Annotated in this window: 16 protein-coding genes and 1 pseudogene; 5 read left to right on the top strand and 12 right to left on the bottom strand. The window is 69.9% G+C overall.

All coding sequences use genetic code 11. The features are described from left to right. The first annotated feature begins 75 nt into the window (after nucleotides 1-75). Complete coding sequence (locus tag AC1DW3_RS17335) at nucleotides 76-558, top strand: hypothetical protein (RefSeq protein ID WP_477933122.1); 483 nt, start codon at nucleotides 76-78, stop codon at nucleotides 556-558. Nucleotides 559-569: 11 nt separating this feature from the next. Here the strand turns inward: AC1DW3_RS17335 and AC1DW3_RS17330 are convergent, their stop codons facing one another. Together AC1DW3_RS17330 and AC1DW3_RS17325 are read right to left on the bottom strand one after the other, a co-directional pair. Then, entirely contained in the window at nucleotides 570-1,601 is a 1,032-nt protein-coding gene (locus tag AC1DW3_RS17330; protein ID WP_477933120.1) for an asparaginase, read from the bottom strand. A 175-nt stretch (nucleotides 1,602-1,776) separates the two neighbouring features. Continuing rightward, nucleotides 1,777-2,436 (bottom strand): NAD(P)-dependent oxidoreductase, encoded by a 660-nt coding sequence (locus tag AC1DW3_RS17325; protein ID WP_477933118.1) that lies wholly within the window; start codon nucleotides 2,434-2,436, stop codon nucleotides 1,777-1,779. Between the two features lie 100 nt (nucleotides 2,437-2,536). On the opposite strand from AC1DW3_RS17325, the gene AC1DW3_RS17320 reads away from it, so the two are divergent. Continuing rightward, nucleotides 2,537-3,457 carry a LysR family transcriptional regulator gene (locus AC1DW3_RS17320; protein WP_477933116.1) on the top strand — a complete coding sequence of 307 codons (921 nt, stop codon included), beginning with the start codon at nucleotides 2,537-2,539 and terminating at the stop codon, nucleotides 3,455-3,457. On the opposite strand, the gene AC1DW3_RS17315 is transcribed toward AC1DW3_RS17320, so the two are convergent. Further along, nucleotides 3,454-5,160, bottom strand: a complete 1,707-nt coding sequence (locus AC1DW3_RS17315) for a GGDEF domain-containing protein (protein ID WP_477933114.1) — start codon at nucleotides 5,158-5,160, stop codon at nucleotides 3,454-3,456. The two genes, AC1DW3_RS17320 and AC1DW3_RS17315, sit on opposite strands and share 4 nt — an antisense overlap. Nucleotides 5,161-5,189: 29 nt before the next feature. On the opposite strand from AC1DW3_RS17315, the gene AC1DW3_RS17310 reads away from it, so the two are divergent. Both AC1DW3_RS17310 and AC1DW3_RS17305 read left to right on the top strand, forming a co-directional pair. Next, nucleotides 5,190-6,011 (top strand): DUF429 domain-containing protein, encoded by an 822-nt coding sequence (locus AC1DW3_RS17310; protein WP_477933113.1) that lies wholly within the window; start codon nucleotides 5,190-5,192, stop codon nucleotides 6,009-6,011. Between the two features lie 25 nt (nucleotides 6,012-6,036). Then, on the top strand, nucleotides 6,037-6,930 hold the full coding sequence (locus tag AC1DW3_RS17305) for a hypothetical protein (RefSeq protein WP_477933111.1): 894 nt from the start codon (nucleotides 6,037-6,039) through the stop codon (nucleotides 6,928-6,930). A 131-nt stretch (nucleotides 6,931-7,061) separates the two neighbouring features. Here AC1DW3_RS17305 and AC1DW3_RS17300 read toward each other — a convergent pair whose 3' ends face one another. The 6 genes from AC1DW3_RS17300 to AC1DW3_RS17275 form a co-directional block, all read right to left on the bottom strand. After that, nucleotides 7,062-7,487 (bottom strand): PH domain-containing protein, encoded by a 426-nt coding sequence (locus AC1DW3_RS17300; protein ID WP_477933109.1) that lies wholly within the window; start codon nucleotides 7,485-7,487, stop codon nucleotides 7,062-7,064. 52 nt (nucleotides 7,488-7,539) lie between these two features. Next, entirely contained in the window at nucleotides 7,540-8,961 is a 1,422-nt protein-coding gene (locus AC1DW3_RS17295; protein WP_477933107.1) for an amidohydrolase family protein, read from the bottom strand. A gap of 28 nt (nucleotides 8,962-8,989) precedes the next feature. After that, entirely contained in the window at nucleotides 8,990-9,823 is an 834-nt protein-coding gene (locus AC1DW3_RS17290; RefSeq protein ID WP_477933105.1) for a phosphodiesterase, read from the bottom strand. A 7-nt stretch (nucleotides 9,824-9,830) separates the two neighbouring features. Continuing rightward, nucleotides 9,831-10,751, bottom strand: a complete 921-nt coding sequence (gene rocF / locus AC1DW3_RS17285; RefSeq protein ID WP_477933103.1) for an arginase — start codon at nucleotides 10,749-10,751, stop codon at nucleotides 9,831-9,833. Continuing rightward, entirely contained in the window at nucleotides 10,748-11,632 is an 885-nt protein-coding gene (locus AC1DW3_RS17280; RefSeq protein WP_477933101.1) for an LOG family protein, read from the bottom strand. Before AC1DW3_RS17280 ends, rocF begins: the two co-directional genes overlap by 4 nt. Before the next feature lie 181 nt (nucleotides 11,633-11,813). After that, nucleotides 11,814-12,593: a HesA/MoeB/ThiF family protein gene (locus AC1DW3_RS17275; RefSeq protein WP_477933099.1), complete on the bottom strand. Its 780-nt coding sequence runs from the start codon at nucleotides 12,591-12,593 to the stop codon at nucleotides 11,814-11,816. An 82-nt stretch (nucleotides 12,594-12,675) separates the two neighbouring features. On the opposite strand from AC1DW3_RS17275, the gene AC1DW3_RS17270 reads away from it, so the two are divergent. Continuing rightward, the gene (locus AC1DW3_RS17270) at nucleotides 12,676-13,845 is read left to right on the top strand and encodes an MFS transporter (RefSeq protein WP_477933097.1); all 1,170 of its coding nucleotides are present in this window, start codon (nucleotides 12,676-12,678) and stop codon (nucleotides 13,843-13,845) included. A 52-nt stretch (nucleotides 13,846-13,897) separates the two neighbouring features. Here the strand turns inward: AC1DW3_RS17270 and AC1DW3_RS17265 are convergent. The 3 genes and pseudogenes from AC1DW3_RS17265 to AC1DW3_RS17255 all read right to left on the bottom strand — a co-directional run. Further along, nucleotides 13,898-14,116: pseudogene (locus AC1DW3_RS17265) on the bottom strand (helix-turn-helix domain-containing protein); the annotation flags it as partial. A gap of 224 nt (nucleotides 14,117-14,340) precedes the next feature. Then, nucleotides 14,341-15,780, bottom strand: a complete 1,440-nt coding sequence (locus tag AC1DW3_RS17260; protein WP_477933095.1) for a S41 family peptidase — start codon at nucleotides 15,778-15,780, stop codon at nucleotides 14,341-14,343. Nucleotides 15,781-15,974: 194 nt separating this feature from the next. Further along, nucleotides 15,975-17,360 carry a metallophosphoesterase gene (locus AC1DW3_RS17255; RefSeq protein WP_477933093.1) on the bottom strand — a complete coding sequence of 462 codons (1,386 nt, stop codon included), beginning with the start codon at nucleotides 17,358-17,360 and terminating at the stop codon, nucleotides 15,975-15,977. Between the last annotated feature and the right edge of the window lie 55 nt (nucleotides 17,361-17,415).

Raw genomic sequence — 17,415 nt, 5'->3', positions numbered from 1 at the left:
CGGGAACGGGCTTTGCCCACCCACTCAGGCGGCGTTTGCCGCGTGAACCGCTTCCTCAACCCTGGAGAGTTCATCATGAGCAAGAGATTCAACCCCTTGTCGACAGCCGTTGCCGTGGCGACGGCGACCCTGGTGATCGGCATCGCCGGCTGCGCGTCCACGCGCTCCAACGACGAAACCGCCGGCCTGTCTCGCGACGCCGACACGACCCCGACGCTGGCCCAGGCCACCCCCACCAATCCGCTGGACACGACGAGCCAGCCCAATGCCCCCGACGTCATCGCGACGCCCATGCCTGCGGAAACCCCGGTCGCCGCCGCGCCGCCCGTGGCCAGCATCGAGCCTCAGCCCGCCCAGCCCCTCAGCGAGGCCACGCCCGCTTCGCCGGCGACGGATGTCAGCGCGCCCATGCCCGCCCAGACGACGCAGCCCACGCAGCCGAGCACACCGGTGTATCCGAGCAGCACCGACACGACCACGACGACCACGACCGACACGTCGACCAGCAGCAACAACAACGCCGATCAGGCACTGCCGCCGCGGCGCGACCGCCACTGAGGCGGAGAAGGCTAGAGCGCGAGCGCCTGGCTGAGCGCTTGCGCCGGCCGCAGCGAGCCAACGTCGATGCCGCGCCAGTTGCGCAATTGCAAGTGGCTGTGGCCGCGTAACAGCTCGTCCTCGGTCTTCAGCAGGCCTTGGGCGACTGCGGCAAAGGCTGCTTCGGCCGCGCGGACAGCGCCATCGTCGATCTTGAGCGCGATGCCGAGGCCCAGTTCCGGCAGGGCTGCGCAATAGACGCCCTCGGCGCCAATCTTGCAGAAGACGCGCTCGCCATAGGCCTGCATGACGCGGGTGTCGAAACGGTCGGTGCCGCCCACCATGAAGGGTGCGACGGCGGCGGCTTGGCGCAGCCTGCGCGCGGCGCGGGCGTTGCCGTCGGACAGGCCCTGGCCGCTGCCGCAGCGCGCGAAGGCCAGCGCCAATGAGCGCAGCGGCAGGGCGAAGGTCGGGATGGAGCAGCCGTCGATGCCGCGCGGCGCCTGCTCGACGTCGATGCCCGTTGTTGCCGACAAGGATGCCGACACCTCGCGCATGACGGCGTGCTCGGCCGCGACATAGCCCCGCACGAACTCGACCGGCTCGGCGCCGGCATTGCGTGCCATCAGGCAGGCGACGCAGACAAAGCCGCTGTGCTTGCCCGAGCAGTTGTTGTGCAGCGGCGTGGCCAGCTCGCCGCGCGCCACCATGCCGCGCAGCACGGGCTCGCGGCTGGGCCATTGCGTGCCGCATTCCAGTGCATCGGCATCCAGCCCCAGCTTGGCCAGCACGCCGGCCGCCGTGGCCACATGCTCGGGCTCGCCGCTGTGCGAGGCGCAGGCCAGGGCCAGCTCGGCGTCCGTCAGCCCGAAGGCTTCGGCCGCACCGCTGGCCACCAGCGGCAGGGCCTGCAGCAGCTTGACGGCCGAGCGCGGGAAGATGGGTCGGTCGATGTCGCCCAGGGCCGTGTGCACGGTGCCCGATGCGTCGACGATGGCAAGCGCGCCGGCATGCCGGGATTCGACGGCGCTGCCGCGCAGCACTTCGATCAGGACGGGGTTCATGCCGCCGATCATCACCGAAGAAAAGGCCCGATGCGTTCAGGCATCGGGCCCTGGTGTCGGTCAGCGCCTGTAGAGCAACTCTTCAGCTGCAACTCTGGCTCGCGACAACTCCAATCTAGTCGAACGCCGTCGACTGCACAGGTGAGCGAGGCCGCATGCGATCGTCAGTGCAGCCCTACCCGAGCGCGGCAACCGTGAAGCGGGCGCGCTGATGGTGCGGCTGCTCGATCTCGTCGGCAATGGCCACGGCCAGGTCGGCCACCGTGATGCCGGCGGGGGCGTCGCCCGCCATCAGCAGCTGCTCGCCGCCGACACGGTAGCCGCCGCTGCGTGCGCCCGGCGCCAACAGGGCCGGCGGGCTCAGGAAGGTCCAGTCCAGCGCGGTGTTGCCGCGCAGGGCCGTCAGGTGGTCACGGGCGGCGCGGGCGCCGGGCACGATGTTGGCCGGCACATGGCTGGCGAAGTCCGGCGTGTCCACGAGTTGCACGCCGGGTGCCACGAAGAGGCTGCCCGCCCCGCCGACGACAAGCAGGCGCTTCACGCCGCTGGCCTCCACGCCCTGGGTGATGGCGGTGGCGCCGCGCAGGAACTTGTCATAGAGCTCGGCCTCGTTCCAGCCCGGATTGAAGGCCGACACGACGGCGTCGTGGCCATGCACGGCGGTCGCCACGGCGTTGGCGTCGTAGGCGTCGGCAGCGACGGCCGTCAGGCCCGGGCGGGCTTCCAGCTTGGCGGGGTCGCGGGTCAGTGCCGTGACCTGATGGCCGCGTCGCAGCAGTTCGGCCAGCACGGCGCTGCCAACGAAGCCGGTGGGGCCGATGAGGGCGATGTTCATGGTGTTCTCCAAAGGGTGAAGTGATGAGTGAACGATATGGGCTTCAAGATCTGGCGATAAGACGGCCAAAATCGCCAAGACCTTGAAGCAGGAGTTGAAGATGGACGAGCTCAAGCCCTTTGCCGTGTTCGCCGAAACCGTGGCCGCCGGCTCCATGAGCGCGGCCGGGCGGCGCCTGGGCATGAGCGCCTCGGCCGTCAGTCAGACGCTGCGCACGCTGGAGCGCCAGATGGGCGTGACGCTGCTGCACCGCTCGACCCGAAAGCTCGCGCTGACCGAGGCCGGCGAGCGCTGCTACCCGCACTGCCTGCGCCTCGTCGAGGCGGCCCGCGCGGCGGCGGATTCGCTGGCCCACGCGCGTGACGCGCCCAGCGGCGAGTTGCGCGTCGCTGCACCCGTCGGCTTTGCGGCGCATATCGCCCAGGCGCTGGCGCCGGTGCTGGCGCAGTCGCCGCAGCTGCGGCTGCGCTTGCTGGTGGACGACGCCATGATCGACCTCATCGACGCCCGCATCGACATCGCGGTGCGCGTCGGCCAGCTCGCCGACTCCAACTGGGTGGCGCGGCCGCTGTGCGAGATCGAGATGGTGCTGTGCGCGGCGCCGAGCTATGTCGAGCGCCACGGCGAGCCAGCGACGCCAGCCGATCTGCTTGGTTTCGACTGGCTGGCCTGGGCCCGCGAGGCGCAGGACACCCCGGACGCCGCGCCGACCATTGCCCTGCTGCTGCACGGCGCCGGCGGCGAAAGCCAGCGCCTGCAGGTGCCCGTGCGTATTGCCAGCAACAACCATGTGGCGTTGCAGCAGATGTGCGAGCAGGGCCTGGGCATTGCGCGCCTGGGCTATTCAGACGTGCTGTTGGCGCTGTCGCGCGGCACCTTGGTGCGGCTGCTGCCGCAATGGCGCTTCACGCCGATGCCCGCGGTGGCGGTTACGCCGAAGCGCGAAGGCGAACCGGCCAAGGTGAGGGTGGCGATCGAGGCGCTGAAGCGGTATTTCGCGACGCTGCCGGGGCTTGTCTAGTCGACGTGCACCCGATTCCGCCCACCCCGCTTGGCCGCGTAGAGAGCCTGGTCCGCACGGTTGAGCAGGCTGTCGCCTTGATGCTGCAGCGGCGCGCCGCCCGAGATGCCGACGCTGATGCGCACGAGCAGGCCGGGCGTGATGGCGGCCCAGTCATGCTCGACGACGGCCAGGCGCAGGCGTTCGCAGATCTCGGCGGCCTGCTGCGGCGCGATGCCCACCAGCACGGCTAAAAATTCCTCGCCGCCGATGCGGGCCATCAGGTCGGCGCTGCGCAGGCGGTGGCGCAGCAGCTGGGCGAGCTGCTGCAGCACGGCGTCGCCGACGGCGTGGCCATGGGTGTCGTTGATCTTCTTGAAGTGATCGACGTCCAGCGCGGCGACGCTGATGACCTGGTTGGCCATGCGCGCTCCCTCCACCAGCAGGGGCAGGGCGAACTCGGCGTGGCGGCGGTTGTGCAGGCCGGTCAGCACGTCCTCGTGGGCGGCGCGGTCCAGGGCCATGGCGTGCTCGCGCAGGCGCGCCTGCTCGGTCTCGAGGTGGACGGCGCGGGCGCGCTCGCGGCGGGCGTCGGCGGTGGCGCTGTCGGCGCGGGCCTGGGCCTGCTCGACCTGATCGCGGATCAGGATGACCTCGGTCTGCAGCACGAGGTTGTCGCGCGTGATCTGGCGGTCCAGGCCGACGAGTTCCTCCAGCCAGGCGAGGGCCTCACGGTATTGGCCGCAGGCCTTGTGGGTCTCGTAGAGCGAGCGGATCAGCAGGCGGCGCAGCTTGGGCGGCGGCTCGACGGCGGCGTGCAGCAGCGCCTCCAGGATGCGCGCGGCCTGCAGCGGTTCGCCCTTGAGGCGCAGGAAGACGGCGCGCTGCGCGTCGGCTTCGATGGCCAGCGTGCGGTAGCCGTGGTCGTGGGCGAGGTGGCCGAATTCGTTGAGCAGCGGCAAGGCTTCGTCGAGCAGTCCGCCGGCCAGCAGCGCGTTGACGAGATTGGACACGGCCACCGCCACCTGGAAGGGGCTGCCCGACTGGCGCGCCAGCACGGTGGCCTGCTCGGCGGTGCGGCGTGCGCTGGCCACGGCTTCCGCCAGCACGGCGGTTTCGCCGCAGGTCCGGGCCTCCTCGACGCGGCGCAGCCAGAAATAGGCCAGGTTGTTGTGGCAGGAGAACAGCACCTCGGCGCAGTCGGTGAGGGCGGCGATCTCCAGCGCCTGGTCGGTCGAGGCGCAGGCTTGGGCTGGGTTGTCCAGGCTGGAATAGGCCACGCCCAGGCGGTTCAGCGCCCAGGCTTCGCGGGTGGGGTCGGCGGCACGGCGCGCCGCCGCCAGCGCCTTCATGCCGGATTCCAGCGCCTCGCGGCCCATCAGCAACTGGCCGTAGATGAAGGCCTCGGAGGTCAGCGCGTCGGCCAGCAGGGCGTCGTCGGCCAGCCGCTCGGCCAGGCTCAGGGCCTCGGTGGCGCAGCGCGCACTGGCCGTCAACCGGCCCAGGCGCGGGTATTGATGGGCCAGCAGCGCCAGGGCCTCGGCACGCCGGCGCAGCTGGGTCAGCGGGCAGGTCAGCAGCAGCTGCTCCAGGGCCTCGCTGGACGCCTGGTAGCCCCCCGTCGCGGCGCGCAGGCGCGCGGCGGCAAAGCCCTCGTCGAAGGCGGCGGTGTCAAAACCGGTGTCTTCGGCAGGCAGTGCGGGGAGGTCTAGCAGGTCAGACATGGAATCAGGCGATTCTGCCTAGGCCCAGAATGCCGCCCATGAGCGACACAGCTGTTTTCGGGGTCGACTTCACGAGTGCACCCCGCCGTAGCAAGCCAATCCGGGTCGCCGGCGGCCAGCGCCATGGTTCTGTCGTGCGCCTGACAGGATTGGTAGCGCTACATGACCTGGACGAGTTTTCCACTTGGCTGGCCCGCCCCGGCCCTTGGGTGGCCGGCTTCGACCTGCCCTTCGGCCTGCCGCGTGAGCTCGTCGAGCAACTGGGCTGGCCGACCGACTACGCCGCGCTGATGGCGCATTACGCCGGCCTGAGCCGCGAAGAAATCCGCGCGCGCTTCGCCGCCTTCTGCGACGCGCGGCCGGCAGGGTCCAAGTTCGCCCATCGCGCCTGCGACGGGCCGGCCGGCGCCAGCCCGAGCATGAAGTGGGTCAACCCGCCGGTGGCCTGGATGCTGCATGCCGGTGTGCCGAGGTTGATCCAGGCCGGCGTGCATCTGGCCGGCCATCTGGACGGCGACGCCAGCCGCGTCGCGCTGGAGGCCTACCCGGGCCTGCTGGCGCGCGAACTGATTGGCAGGCGCTCCTACAAGAGCGACACCAAGGCCGCGCAGACGCCCGAACGGCTGATCGCGCGCAAGGACATCGTCGAGGGCCTGGAGCAGGGCCGCACGCGGCTGGGGCTGCGCCTCAAGCTCAGCCACGCGCAGCGCGACGAACTGGTGGCGGATGCCAGCGGCGACAGCCTGGATGCGGTGCTCGCCATGCTGCAGGCAGTTTGGGCGGCACAGCAGCCGCGCCATGGCTGGCCGGAGGCTGTCGATCCGCTCGAGGGGTGGATCGTCAGCGCCTAGCGAAGCATCATCACGCCCACCCCCTATGAACCGCCGCCATCTCTGCGTCAGCACGCTGTTCGGCCTGCTGCCTCTGCAAGCCAGGGCCGACAGTCTGCGCCTGCCCTCGGGCGAGGTGGCGCTGCTGCTGGACGGTGACTTCTCTGCCAACACCCGGCGCGAGATCGACCTCTGGGTCGCGCGCAGCGTGGCCGCGCTGGCGGGCTATTTCGGCCGCCAGCCCCAGCCGCGCATCGAGCTGCGCCTGCGGGCGGCTCCCGGCGAAGGCATCAACGGCGGCTGGACCGATGTCGACCCTCAGCCGTTCGTCAGCGTGCGGGTGGGCCGGCAAACCGCCGCCGCGCGCTTTCTGAACGACTGGGTGCTGGTGCATGAACTGGTGCACCTGAGCGTGCCCAATCTGCCGCGTGCGCACACCTGGCTGCACGAAGGGCTGGCGACCTATGTCGAGACGGTGGCGCGTGCGCGCGCCGGCATCACGCCGGTCACGCAGCTCTGGACCGAGCTGGTCCGCGGCATGCCGCAAGGCCTGCCCGCCCGCGGCGATGGCGGCCTCGACGGCACGCACAGCTGGGGCCGTCTCTACTGGGGCGGCGCCATCTTCTGCCTGCAGGCCGATGTGCGCATGCTGCGGGCCAGCGGTGGCCGCGCGGGGTTGCGGCAGGCCCTGCAGGGCGTGCAGGCGGCGGGCGGCCACTATGGCCAGGACTGGAGCGTCAAGCGCCTGCTGGCCGTGGCCGATGCCGCCGTCGGCCAGACGGTGCTGACCGAGCTCTATCGCGACATGAAGGACACGGCCATGCCCGTCGACCTCGCCGCGCTGTGGCGCGAGCTGGGCGTGGTGGCCGAGGGTGACGGCGTGCGGCTGGACGACGCGGCGCCGGGTGCGGCGATCCGGCGTGTCATCGAGGCACGCTAGCTAGCGCCTCGCCGCCGCGCGCCAGGCCGTGGCAAAGCGCTGCAGCTCGGCGGCGTCGACGTCCGACACGACCCAGTACTGCATCGCGCCGAGGTCGGCCCCTGGGCCATCGCGTGCGTACGTCTGCAGGCCTAAGGCGGGTTGCCGTGCGCCGCGTCCTGCGCTTCGACGAAGGCGCGGCGGAAGGCCAGCGGCTCCGCGATGCCATCGATGGGCGCATGGGATGAGCCCGTGCCCGCGATGACCAGCGTGCCGAAGTTGAGCATGCGACCCACCAGCGACTGATCGACCTGGATGCTCTCCACCTTGTTGATGTTGATCTCGATGGTGTGGCGACGGATGAAGCCGTGCTTGACGATCAAGCGCTTGGTGGTCACGGCCACCTCGGTGGAGCGGATGCGCACGTAGGCAACGCCCCACAGGATGAGCCCCAGCCCGAAGGCAGGCAGCAACAGCAGCCCGAACAGCAACAGGTGCCAGACCGACCACAGGCTGGTACGCCCGAGGTGAACGACTTGTTCGCCGGGCACGAGAACTTCATCGACATAGCTGGACATGGTGAGATCCTTTTCTCTGGAAGATGCCCGGGCGCTGAAAGCTTGGCGCCCGTCAGCGCAGTCCCACCTGCCCCTTCCAGGCATTCAGGATCTTGGCCCGGTCCCAGGCGCGGCCGGCCTTCATCGTCCACGCCACTTCAGGCAAAGCCGGCTTGGCCGCATCCAGCGGTGTGGCAAAGGCAATCAGGTCGGCGCGCAGGCCCGGGGCGATGCGGCCGATGTCGGCCGTGCGGCCCAGGTAGGTCGCGCCGTTGGCCGTCATGACCTTGACCGCCGCCGCCGCGTCGAAGCCGGCCTCGCGCAGCAGCTCGAACTGGCGCAGCGACGACCAGCCGGGGATGACGCCGCCATAGCCCGTCGGGTCGGTGCCGGCGACGAGCAGGCCGCCGGCGTCGTGAAAGCGCTTCTCCCACACCATGTTCTTCGGAAAGATGCGGCCGTGCGGATTCGGGCCACCGCGCTGGATGGCGGTGTAGCGCCCGACGTACTGCTCACGCAGCTGCGGCATCAAGAGGTCCAGCGCCGCGGCCGGGGCCATGGGGCGGCCGTAGGAGAAGGTTTCGAAGATGGTCAGCGTCGACGTCAGCGCCACCTTGCGCTCAATCATCTGGCGCTGCAGGGCGGCCATGCGCGGGTCGTCGACGGCGAGGGCATCGAGGGACTTGGGCACGGCGTCGCCGCTGGGGCAGGCGTCGGCCTGTTTGCCGTCGACGAAATCGCTGGACGCGAAGAAGCCATGCTCGAGGTTGTCGATGCCCATGGCTGTCGCTTCGGCATAGGTCACCGCGCAGAGATGGGCCGTGACCTTGGCCTTGCGTTCGTGGGCGGCCTTGACGATCGCGTCGAGCTGCTCGCGCGTCAGATGCATATAGCCCTTGTACGAGGTCGCGCCGACGTCGGCCCAGTAGCCTACTTGGCGCACGGCGTCCTCGGCGTTGACGAGGCGCGGCACCTGGGCCACGAAGGCCTGGATGCCGTTCAGGAAGGGGGCCGTCACGTCCAGGTCGGGGCCGGGTGCCTTGCCGTCGCGGATGTCCTTCCAGGTGTTGAGGTCGGCATAGGGGCTCATGCTGCCGGCCGTGCGCATCGTCGTCACGCCGCCGGCCAAGTACAGCAGCGGGAAGCTCTGGAAGAAGGCACCGTAGCTGCCGCGCTCGGTCGGGTAGAACAGGTGCTCGTGCAGCAGCACGAAGCCGGGCATCAGCGCGCCACCGGCGAGGTCCTTCACCAGCGCGCCGGCGGGGGTCTTGAGCTCGGCGTCGGGGGCGACCGAGACGATGCGGCCATCGCGGATCAGCACGCTCATGTGCTCGCGCGGCGCACTGCCCGTGCCGTCGTAGAGCTGGGCGTTGCGCAGCAGCGTGACGGGGGCGTTGAAGAGGGTGAAGCGCTCGGTGTCGCTGGGCGGCGCAGGCGTTTGCGCGAGGGCGGCCGTGCAGAGCAGGGCACCGAGGAGGAGGCTGGGCTTCTTCATGCGAAGCATCCTCGCACGGCCATCGCGCTCAGAGATCGGGGATGACCTCGGGGTGACCCGCGTGGGCGAGGTGGCTGACCAGGGGCAGGCCCGGCCCCCAGGCATGGATGAGCCAGCCAGCCGGCTCCAGCGCGATGGCCAGCGGCGCATCGGGTGCGAGATCCAGTGCCACTTGATGGGCCGTGGACGGCGCGCTGAGCGAGGTGGCGTGGGCGATGCGGCCCAGCGTCATGCGGTGCAGATGGCCGCAGACGACGCGCTGCACCTGCGGGTGGCGGGCGATCAGCGCCTCGAAGCCAGCCAGGCCCTGCTGCAGAGCCATGCCATCCATCACCGCCAGGCCTGTCGTGTGGGGCGGGTGGTGCAGGGCGACCAGGGTGGGTATGGAAGGGCGTTCGGCCAGCAGGGCTTCGGCCTGGGCGAGCCGGGCTTCGTCCAGGCCGCCTTCGGGCCGGCCATCGACGAGGCTGTCGAGCACGACCAGGCGCAGCGGGCCGGGCAGGTCCAGCGCGTACTGGATGGCCGGCGCGCCGGCATCGCCGCAGAACACCTTGAGCAGGCCCGCAAAGGCCTGCTGCAGCGGGCCGCGCGCATCGTGGTTGCCGGGCAGCAGCGCGAGCGGCAGGCCAGCCTCGATCAGCGGCGCGAGCAGGTCGCGCAGCAGCGCGTACTCGGCCGGGTGGCCGGCGTCGACGAGGTCGCCGCTGATCAGCACGGCAACTGGGCGTGGCTTGATCTGCAGCACGCGCTCGACCGCATGGCGCAGCGCCGCGGCCGTGTCGACGCGGCCGCAGATCAGCCGGCCCGGATGCGTGATGTGCGGGTCGCTGAGCTGGACGAGCAGATAGGGCGTGGCGTCCATGGCGCCATCACTTCCTCATCAAGGTGCTCTTGCCGAACAAGCTTTCGATGAGGTCGACCGCCACCAACGCGGTGCGGTTCTTCTCGTCCAGCGCCGGGTTCAGCTCCATCAGGTCCATGGAGGCCATGCGGCCGGTGTCGGCGATCATCTCCATGCACAGATGGGCTTCGCGATAGGTCGGGCCGCCGCCGACCGTCGTGCCGACGCCGGGCGCCATCACCGGGTCGAGGAAGTCGACGTCGAAGCTGACGTGCAGATGGGTGTTGTCGTCCAGAGTCGCCAGCGCCAGCTCCATGGTGTGGCGCATGCCCATCTCGTCGATGAAGCGCATGTCGAACACTTCCAGGTCGTGCTCGTGCACGAAGGCGCGTTCGCCCTCGTCGACGCTGCGGATGCCGATCTGGCGGATCCACTTCGGCGAGATGGCCGGCACATGGCCGCCGATCTCGATGAGCTCCTTGGGGCCGAAGCCGCACAGGCAGGCGACCGGCATGCCGTGGATGTTGCCGCTGGGCGTCAGCTCGCTGGTGTTGAAGTCGGCATGGGCGTCCAGCCACAGCACGCGCAGCTTCTTGGCGGCATCACGGCAGTGGCGGGCCACGGCGCTGATGGAGCCCAGGCCCAGGCAGTGGTCGCCGCCGAGCAGGATGGGCATGCGGCCGGTCTTGAGCTCGTTGTAGACGGCGTCGTGAACGGTCTGGTTCCAGGCCACCACTTCCTGCAGATGGCGGTAGCCCTCGGTCGGCGGCAGCCAGGGGTTGGACGGGCCGCTGAGGTTGCCGCGGTCGACCACGTCGACGCCGCGGGCACGCAGGGCCTCGGCCAGGCCGGCCACGCGCATGGCTTCGGGGCCCATGCTGGCGCCGCGGGCACCGGCGCCGATGTCGGTGGGGGCGCCGATCAGGGAGACATTGCGGAGTTTGGTCATGGCTTGGCTGGGCTCGCGGGCGTGGCAAGTTCGGGTTGGGATTCGAGCACCGCCCAGGCTTCCTCGGCGGTCTCGACGTAGTGGAAGAGCTGCTGGTCCTCGGGCTTGATCATGCCGGTCTCGATCAGCCACTCGATGTTGAGGAGCTTGGTCCAGAACTCGCGCCCGAACAGCAGGATGGGGCGGGGCCGGCTCTTCTTGGTCTGGATCAGCGTCAGCGTCTCGAACAGTTCATCCAGCGTGCCGAAGCCGCCGGGGAAGCACACCAGGGCCAAGGCGCGCATCAGGAAATGCATCTTGCGCAAGCCGAAGTAGTGGAAGCGGAAGCACAGCTCCGGCGTGATGTAGGGGTTGGGGTACTGCTCATGCGGCAGCACGATGTTCAGGCCGACGCTCTTGCCACCCACCTCGTAGGCGCCGCGGTTGCCGGCTTCCATGATGCCGGGGCCGCCGCCGGTGGCGATGACGACATGGTTGCCGCGCTCGACACAGGCGGCCGTCGCGATCTGGGCGAAGCGGCGTGCTTCCTCGTAGTAGCGGCTCATGGCGAGGTGGCGTCGGGCGCGCAGCGCGCCGGCCTCGTCGCCGCGGTCCTCGGCCACCGTCAGCAGGGCCTGAGCGGCCTCTTCGGACAGGATGCGGGCGCTGCCGAAGATGACGATGGTGGATTTGACGCCGTGCTCGTTCTGCAGCAGCTCGGGCTTCATCAGCTCCAGCTGCATGCGCACGGCGCGCATGTCCTGGCGCAGCAGGAAGGTCTCGTCCTTGAAGGCCAGGTTGTAGGCGGCGCCCGGGCCGTCGTAGTCGGGGTGAGGGGGCAGGTCGCGGCACTCTTCCTTGGCGGTCGGGAAGTTGCGCGTCGGGACGTCGGTGGGCTTCATGGGGCGAGAGAGATTGTGGGCAGGTCAGCGCTGGATTTTGTGCTTCATTCCGAAGCCACCGCTGCATGAAATCCGGGGCCGAGCGCCGGGCCGCTCCCAAGCCGGCCCGCCAGGGGCCGCTAGCGGCTCAATGCCGTGAGCGGCCTCGTCCCCTCGGGGGACCGGCTGGGGGCGCCCGCGTTCAGCGAGGCGAGGCCGGACGAGGGGTTCCATATTCGCCGCTGCAGACGGAGCATTCGGGGTCGCGCTGCATGGCGATCTCGCTCCACTGCATGCGCCGGCCGTCCAGCATCAGCAGTCGCCCGGCCAGCGGCTCGCCGATGCCGGCCAGCAGCTTCAGCGCCTCGGCGGCCTGCATGCTGCCGACGATGCCCACCAGCGGCGCGAACACGCCCATGGTGGCGCAGGCCACGTCCTCGAAACCGGACTCGGGCGGGAACAGGCAGGCATAGCAGGGCAGCTCGCGGGAGCGGCTGTCATAGACGCTGATCTGGCCGTCGAAACCAATGGCCGCGCCCGACACCAGCGGCCTGGCGTGGCGCACGCAGGCGGCGTTGACGAGATGGCGGGTGGCGAAGTTGTCGGTGCAGTCGATGACGACGTCCACGCGCGGGACTTCGTCATCGAGCAGGGTGGCATCGGCCTTCTGAGCCAGGGCGCGCACCTGCACGCCGGGGTTCAGGGCCGCCATGCGCGCGGCGGCGGACTCGACCTTCAGCCGCTCCAGGCTGCCCATGTCGTGGGCGATCTGGCGCTGCAGATTGGTCAGCGACACCGTGTCGTGGTCGACCAGGGTGATGTGGCCGACGCCGGCGGAGGCCAGGTAGAGCGCCACCGGCGAGCCCAGGCCGCCGGCGCCGATGACGAGGGCACTGGCGTCGAGCAGGCGCTGCTGGCCCTCGATGCCGATCTCGTCGAGCATCAGATGGCGGGAGTAGCGCAGCAGATCGTCGTCGGTCATGGCGTCAGGATAGCTCTACGCCATCTGCATGAGACCCGCGGCCGGGCAAGGGCTTGGGCTGCGGGCCGACACTGCCGGGCCCATGCCATCCACATCCGAAATCACCCCCCTCAGCCCGGCGCTGACGTTGCTGATGGCCACGGCCACCGGCCTGGCCGTCGCATCCCTGTATTACGTGCAGCCTTTGCTCGGCCTGCTGTCCGGGCAGTTCGGTGTCGGCAGCGCCACCATCGGCCTGCTGCCCACGCTGACCCAGCTCGGCTATGCGGCGGCCATCCTGCTGCTGTCACCGCTGGGAGACCGTTTCGACCGGCGCCGCATCATCCTCGTCAAGGCGGTCGCGCTGGTGGCGGCGCTGGCCTTCGCCGCGCTCGCGCCCGGCTTTGCGGCCCTGTGCGTGGCCTGCGTGGCCATCGGCCTGACGGCGACGCTGGCCCAGGACATCGTGCCCGCCGTGGCCACGCTGGCGCCCGAGGCCGAGCGCGGCAAGCGCGTGGGCCAGGTCATGACCGGCCTGCTGCTGGGCATCCTGCTTTCGCGCGTGGCCAGCGGTGCGCTGGCGGCCCTGGCCGGCTGGCGCGCCGTCTATGCGGTGGCCGCCGTGGCGGTGGCGGCCCTGATCCCGCTGCTGTGGCGTGGCCTGCCGCGCTTCGTGCCGGCGACGCAGGCGGGCTATGGCGCGCTGCTGGCGTCCATGGCGGGCCTGTGGGTCAGGCATCCCGCGCTGCGGCGGGCCGCCCTGGCCCAGGGGCTGCTGAGCGTGGCCTTCAGCGCTTTCTGGTCGACGCTGGCCCTGGTGCTGGCGGGGCCGGAGTTCGGCCAGGGCAGCGCCGTGGCCGGCGCCTTCGGCCTGGCCGGCGCGGCCGGGGCCCTGGCGGCACCTTTGGCCGGCGGCATGGCGGACCAGCGCGGCCCACAGGCCGTCATCCGCGTCGGCGCGCTGCTGGTCTTCATCGCCTTCGCCGTGCAGGCCCTGGCGCCGGCGTCGCTGTGGCTGCTGGTGGGCGTGGCGATCGTGTTCGACCTGGGCGTGCAGGCGGCATTGGTGTCGCACCAGAGCGTGGTCTATAGCCTGGACCCGGCCTCGCGCAGCCGGCTCAATGCCGTGCTCGTCAGCTCGATGTTCGTCGGCATGGCCAGCGGTGCGGCGCTGGGGTCTGTGCTGTTGGCGTCGTTTGGATGGAGGGCGGTRCCTGCGCTGGGCGCTGCCGCTGCGGCGGGGGCGTTGATGGTGGCTTGGGGGCGGCGCTGAGGTGCTTCTGAGGCGCTGAAGGTTGTTTGGCCAGCACGGCCTGCTCGGTGGCATCGCAGCTGCGAGCGGGGCTGATCAGCGGGCGGCGGCTGCGGTCATGCAACGCCTGAACATCGCCCTGGGCGAGCTCGAAGCGGCCGAGCCACTTGTAGCCGGTCTTGGGGCTGATGCCGAACTGACGACACAGCGCTCGCACGTTGGCGCCGTCCTGGCGGGCCAGGTGCACGAATTCTTGACGCAGGGACACGGTGCTCTTCTCCGTCCAGACCATGGGCTTCTTCCGGGGCTTCTAAACCCCCAAAGCGTTACCCATGTCCTGGCACACCCGTTACCTATGTCCCCGGTCTATACAGCGCGTCAGAGAAAGGTTAGCCGCCCTGCCGGGGCGGACTCCCGGCTCACTGCACGCGAGTCATGAAGTCCCAGGCAAAGCCAACCCAATAAAAAAACGGGCCTCAATCTGAGGCCCGTTTTCAATGAGGTGTACGACTCCGGTTACTCGGGCGTCTTGGCTTCGGCCTTGCGCTCGACGGCCGACTTGGAGGCGATGACAGGCTGGCCCTTGAGCTTGTTCAGCGCTTGCATCAGCGGGAAGTCTTCGGTCGAACCGAACTCGGGCAGGGGCTTGGGCGGCTCGGCGCGCTTGGCGTACTCGGCTTCCAGCTTCTGGCGCGCTTCCTCGCGGGCCTTGGTGCGGGCTTCGGTCTCTTCAGCCTCGGGGCCGTTGTTCAGGTGCTTCTCGAGGTCGGCCTCACGCATGCGCAGGGCAGCGAAGACATTGCCTTCGGCGGTTTCGTCCAGCAGCACGTCGGGCACGATGCCCTTGGCCTGGATGGAGCGGCCGCTCGGCGTGTAGTAGCGCGCCGTGGTGATCTTCAGTGCCGTTTCCGGGCCCAGCTGGCGCACGGTCTGCACCGAGCCCTTGCCGAAGGTCTGGGCACCCATGACGGTGGCGCGTTGGTGATCCTGCAGGGCGCCGGCGACGATCTCGCTGGCGCTGGCCGAGCCTTCGTTGACGAGCACCACCAGCGGCACGTTCTTCAAGGCGGCGGGCAGGCGCTTGATCGGGTCGTCGCTGCTGCGGCGGCGGTAGTCGTCGGGGCTGGCCTTGTAGCTGGCCTTGGACTCGGCGATCTGGCCGTTGGTCGACACGACCTCGACGTCCTTGGGCAGGAAGGCCGCCGAGATGGCGATGGACGCATCCAGCAGGCCGCCCGGGTCGTTGCGCAGGTCCAGCACCAGACCCTTGAGGTTGGGCTCCTGCTTGTAGATTTCCTCGAGCTTTTTGGCGAAGTCGTCGACGGTGCGGTCCTGGAACTGGCTGACGCGGATCCAGGCGTAGCCCGGCTCGACGACCTTGGCGCGCACGCTCTGGACCTTGATTTCCTCGCGCACGATGGTCACGGGGAAGGTGCGGTTCTCGGCCTTGCGGTAGATGGTGAGGCTGACCTTGGTGGACGGGTCGCCGCGCATCTTCTTGACGGCTTGGTCGATGGTCATGCCGCGCACGGCCGTGTCATCGATGCGGCTGATCATGTCGCCGCTCTTCAGGCCGGCGCGGAAGGCGGGCGAGCCTTCGATGGGGGAGACGATCTTGACCAGGCCGTCTTCCATGCCGATCTCGATGCCGACGCCGACGAATTTGCCGGTCGTGCCTTCACGGAATTCCTTGAAGGTCTTCTTGTCGAAGAACTGGGAGTGCGGGTCCAGGCCGGACACCATGCCGGCGATGGCGTCGTTGATCAGCTTCTTTTCGTCGACGGATTCGACGTAGTCGCTCTTGACGAGACCGAAGACGGCAGCGAGCTGCTGCATTTCGTCCAGGGGCAGTGGGGAAAGGCTGCTGCGCGCATTGGCCTGGAGTTGCATCGTGGTGAGTGCACCTGCAACGGCACCGAGGGCAACCCAACCGGCGACTTTCAATCTGGAGCTCATGTGGCCGAGTCCTGTCATCAACGAGGTCCTGCCAAAAACAGCTTGACAGGTGGGCCCAGTTTAGCCGGCGGTGATTTATGCGCGGCATCGATTTACCTGCCGGAAACCCTTCAAATCGGGTATCGAAGTGATGGAATGCGCGGGCGTTACTTCTCGTGTGGCCTGACGAAAGTCATTGGTACGAGACGTAGCCGTCAGCAACTGAGCTTCTGGCCGGCCAGGCGGCAGGTCGACAGCGGTTGGCCGAGGGCGTCCAGGGCCTGCAGCTGCCAGCCCTCGGGGGTGGCGGTCAGCAGCGACAGCCCGAAATCGGTATGCGTGCGCACCGTCTCAAGCCGGGCGCCGGGTAGCAGTTCGTGCTTCAGCGCCGCGGCGTCGTTGACGCGGCCGGATGCGGCAGAGCCACCGTTGCCGATGACCAGGGTGACGGGGTGATTGCTGGCGAAGCCCAGGGCCTGGTGCATGTGGATGTGGCCGTGCAGGGTCGCCTGCACGCCGGGCGGGAAGAGCCGGCCAGGCGTGGCGTCCTGCAGCAGCGGGGTCAGGCCCGATCGGGCCGTGCCGGGCGCCCCGGTCAGGCTGGGGCTGAAGGCCAGGCTGGGGTGGTGGTTGACGAACAGGCTCTGGGCGCTGCCCCGGGCCAGCTCGCCCACCTGGTCGAGCTGCTGGCGCCAGCGGGTCCAGGCCGGCGAATCCCGGGGCGGCGTGCGGCTGCCAATCTCCGAGGAATCGAAGACGATGAGCTGGCTGCGCGACGACAGCGGCACGGCGAATGGCGCCGTGAAATCACCGTCGTTGGCGCCCGGCCCGGCGGGCTGGCAGCTGCGTGCCGGGCCGGTTTCGGCGTCCAGATAGCGCAGCCAGCCCTGGCCGGCGCGGGCGCAGGCCTCGTGGTTGCCGCGCACGAAGACCCAGGGCGCGGCCGCCAGCAGGGCGCGGGCGGGGTGGAAGAAGTCGGCCTGCCAGGTGTCGTCGCCATAGCCCCAGGGGCTGCCGGCACAGATGGCCATGTCCGCCGGGCACGGGCTTTCGCGGTAGTGGTAGTCGCCGACGTGGATGACGAGGTCGGGCTTGAGCGCCAGGGCCAGGGCCAGCACGCGCGGGAAGGGCCAGCCGGAGGCATCGTTGCAGCCCTGGAAGTCGCGGTCCGAGGCCTTGAGGCGGCAGCCGGTGTCGCCGATGACGACGATGCGGTGGGCCTCGGCCGCAGGTGCCTGCAGGGCGACACCTCCCACCTGCAGCTGCGCCACGCCCCCCGGCCAGGGCGCCTCGCAGGCGCGCAGCGTGAAGGCGGTCGGCTTGCGCTCGGGCTCCTTGTTGCCTGGCGGCGGGGGCTCGTCGCCGGGGGCGCTGCGCTCCGTCATCGCCGCGCTGCCTTCCGGCCAGACGAGGCGCGGGCAGCCGGCGTCGGCCGTCAGCGCCCGCACGGCCCAGGCGGGGCCGGCGACGGCCTGCACCCAGGCCTGCTGCAGCCCGACCTGGGCAGGCGAGGCCGGCGGCGCCGGTGGCAGAGGAGGTGCGGCGCAGCCGGCAAGCACCAGCAGGGCCGCGAGCCACGGGAAACGCGCGCGATGAATCATGTGTCGATCAACTGTGTGAGCGGTGGGAGATTAGCGCGCCCATGACGGCGGCTAG

It is taken from the genome of Roseateles sp. P2_H4 (assembly GCF_056403315.1).
This window is presented reverse-complemented; position numbering and strand designations above follow the sequence as displayed.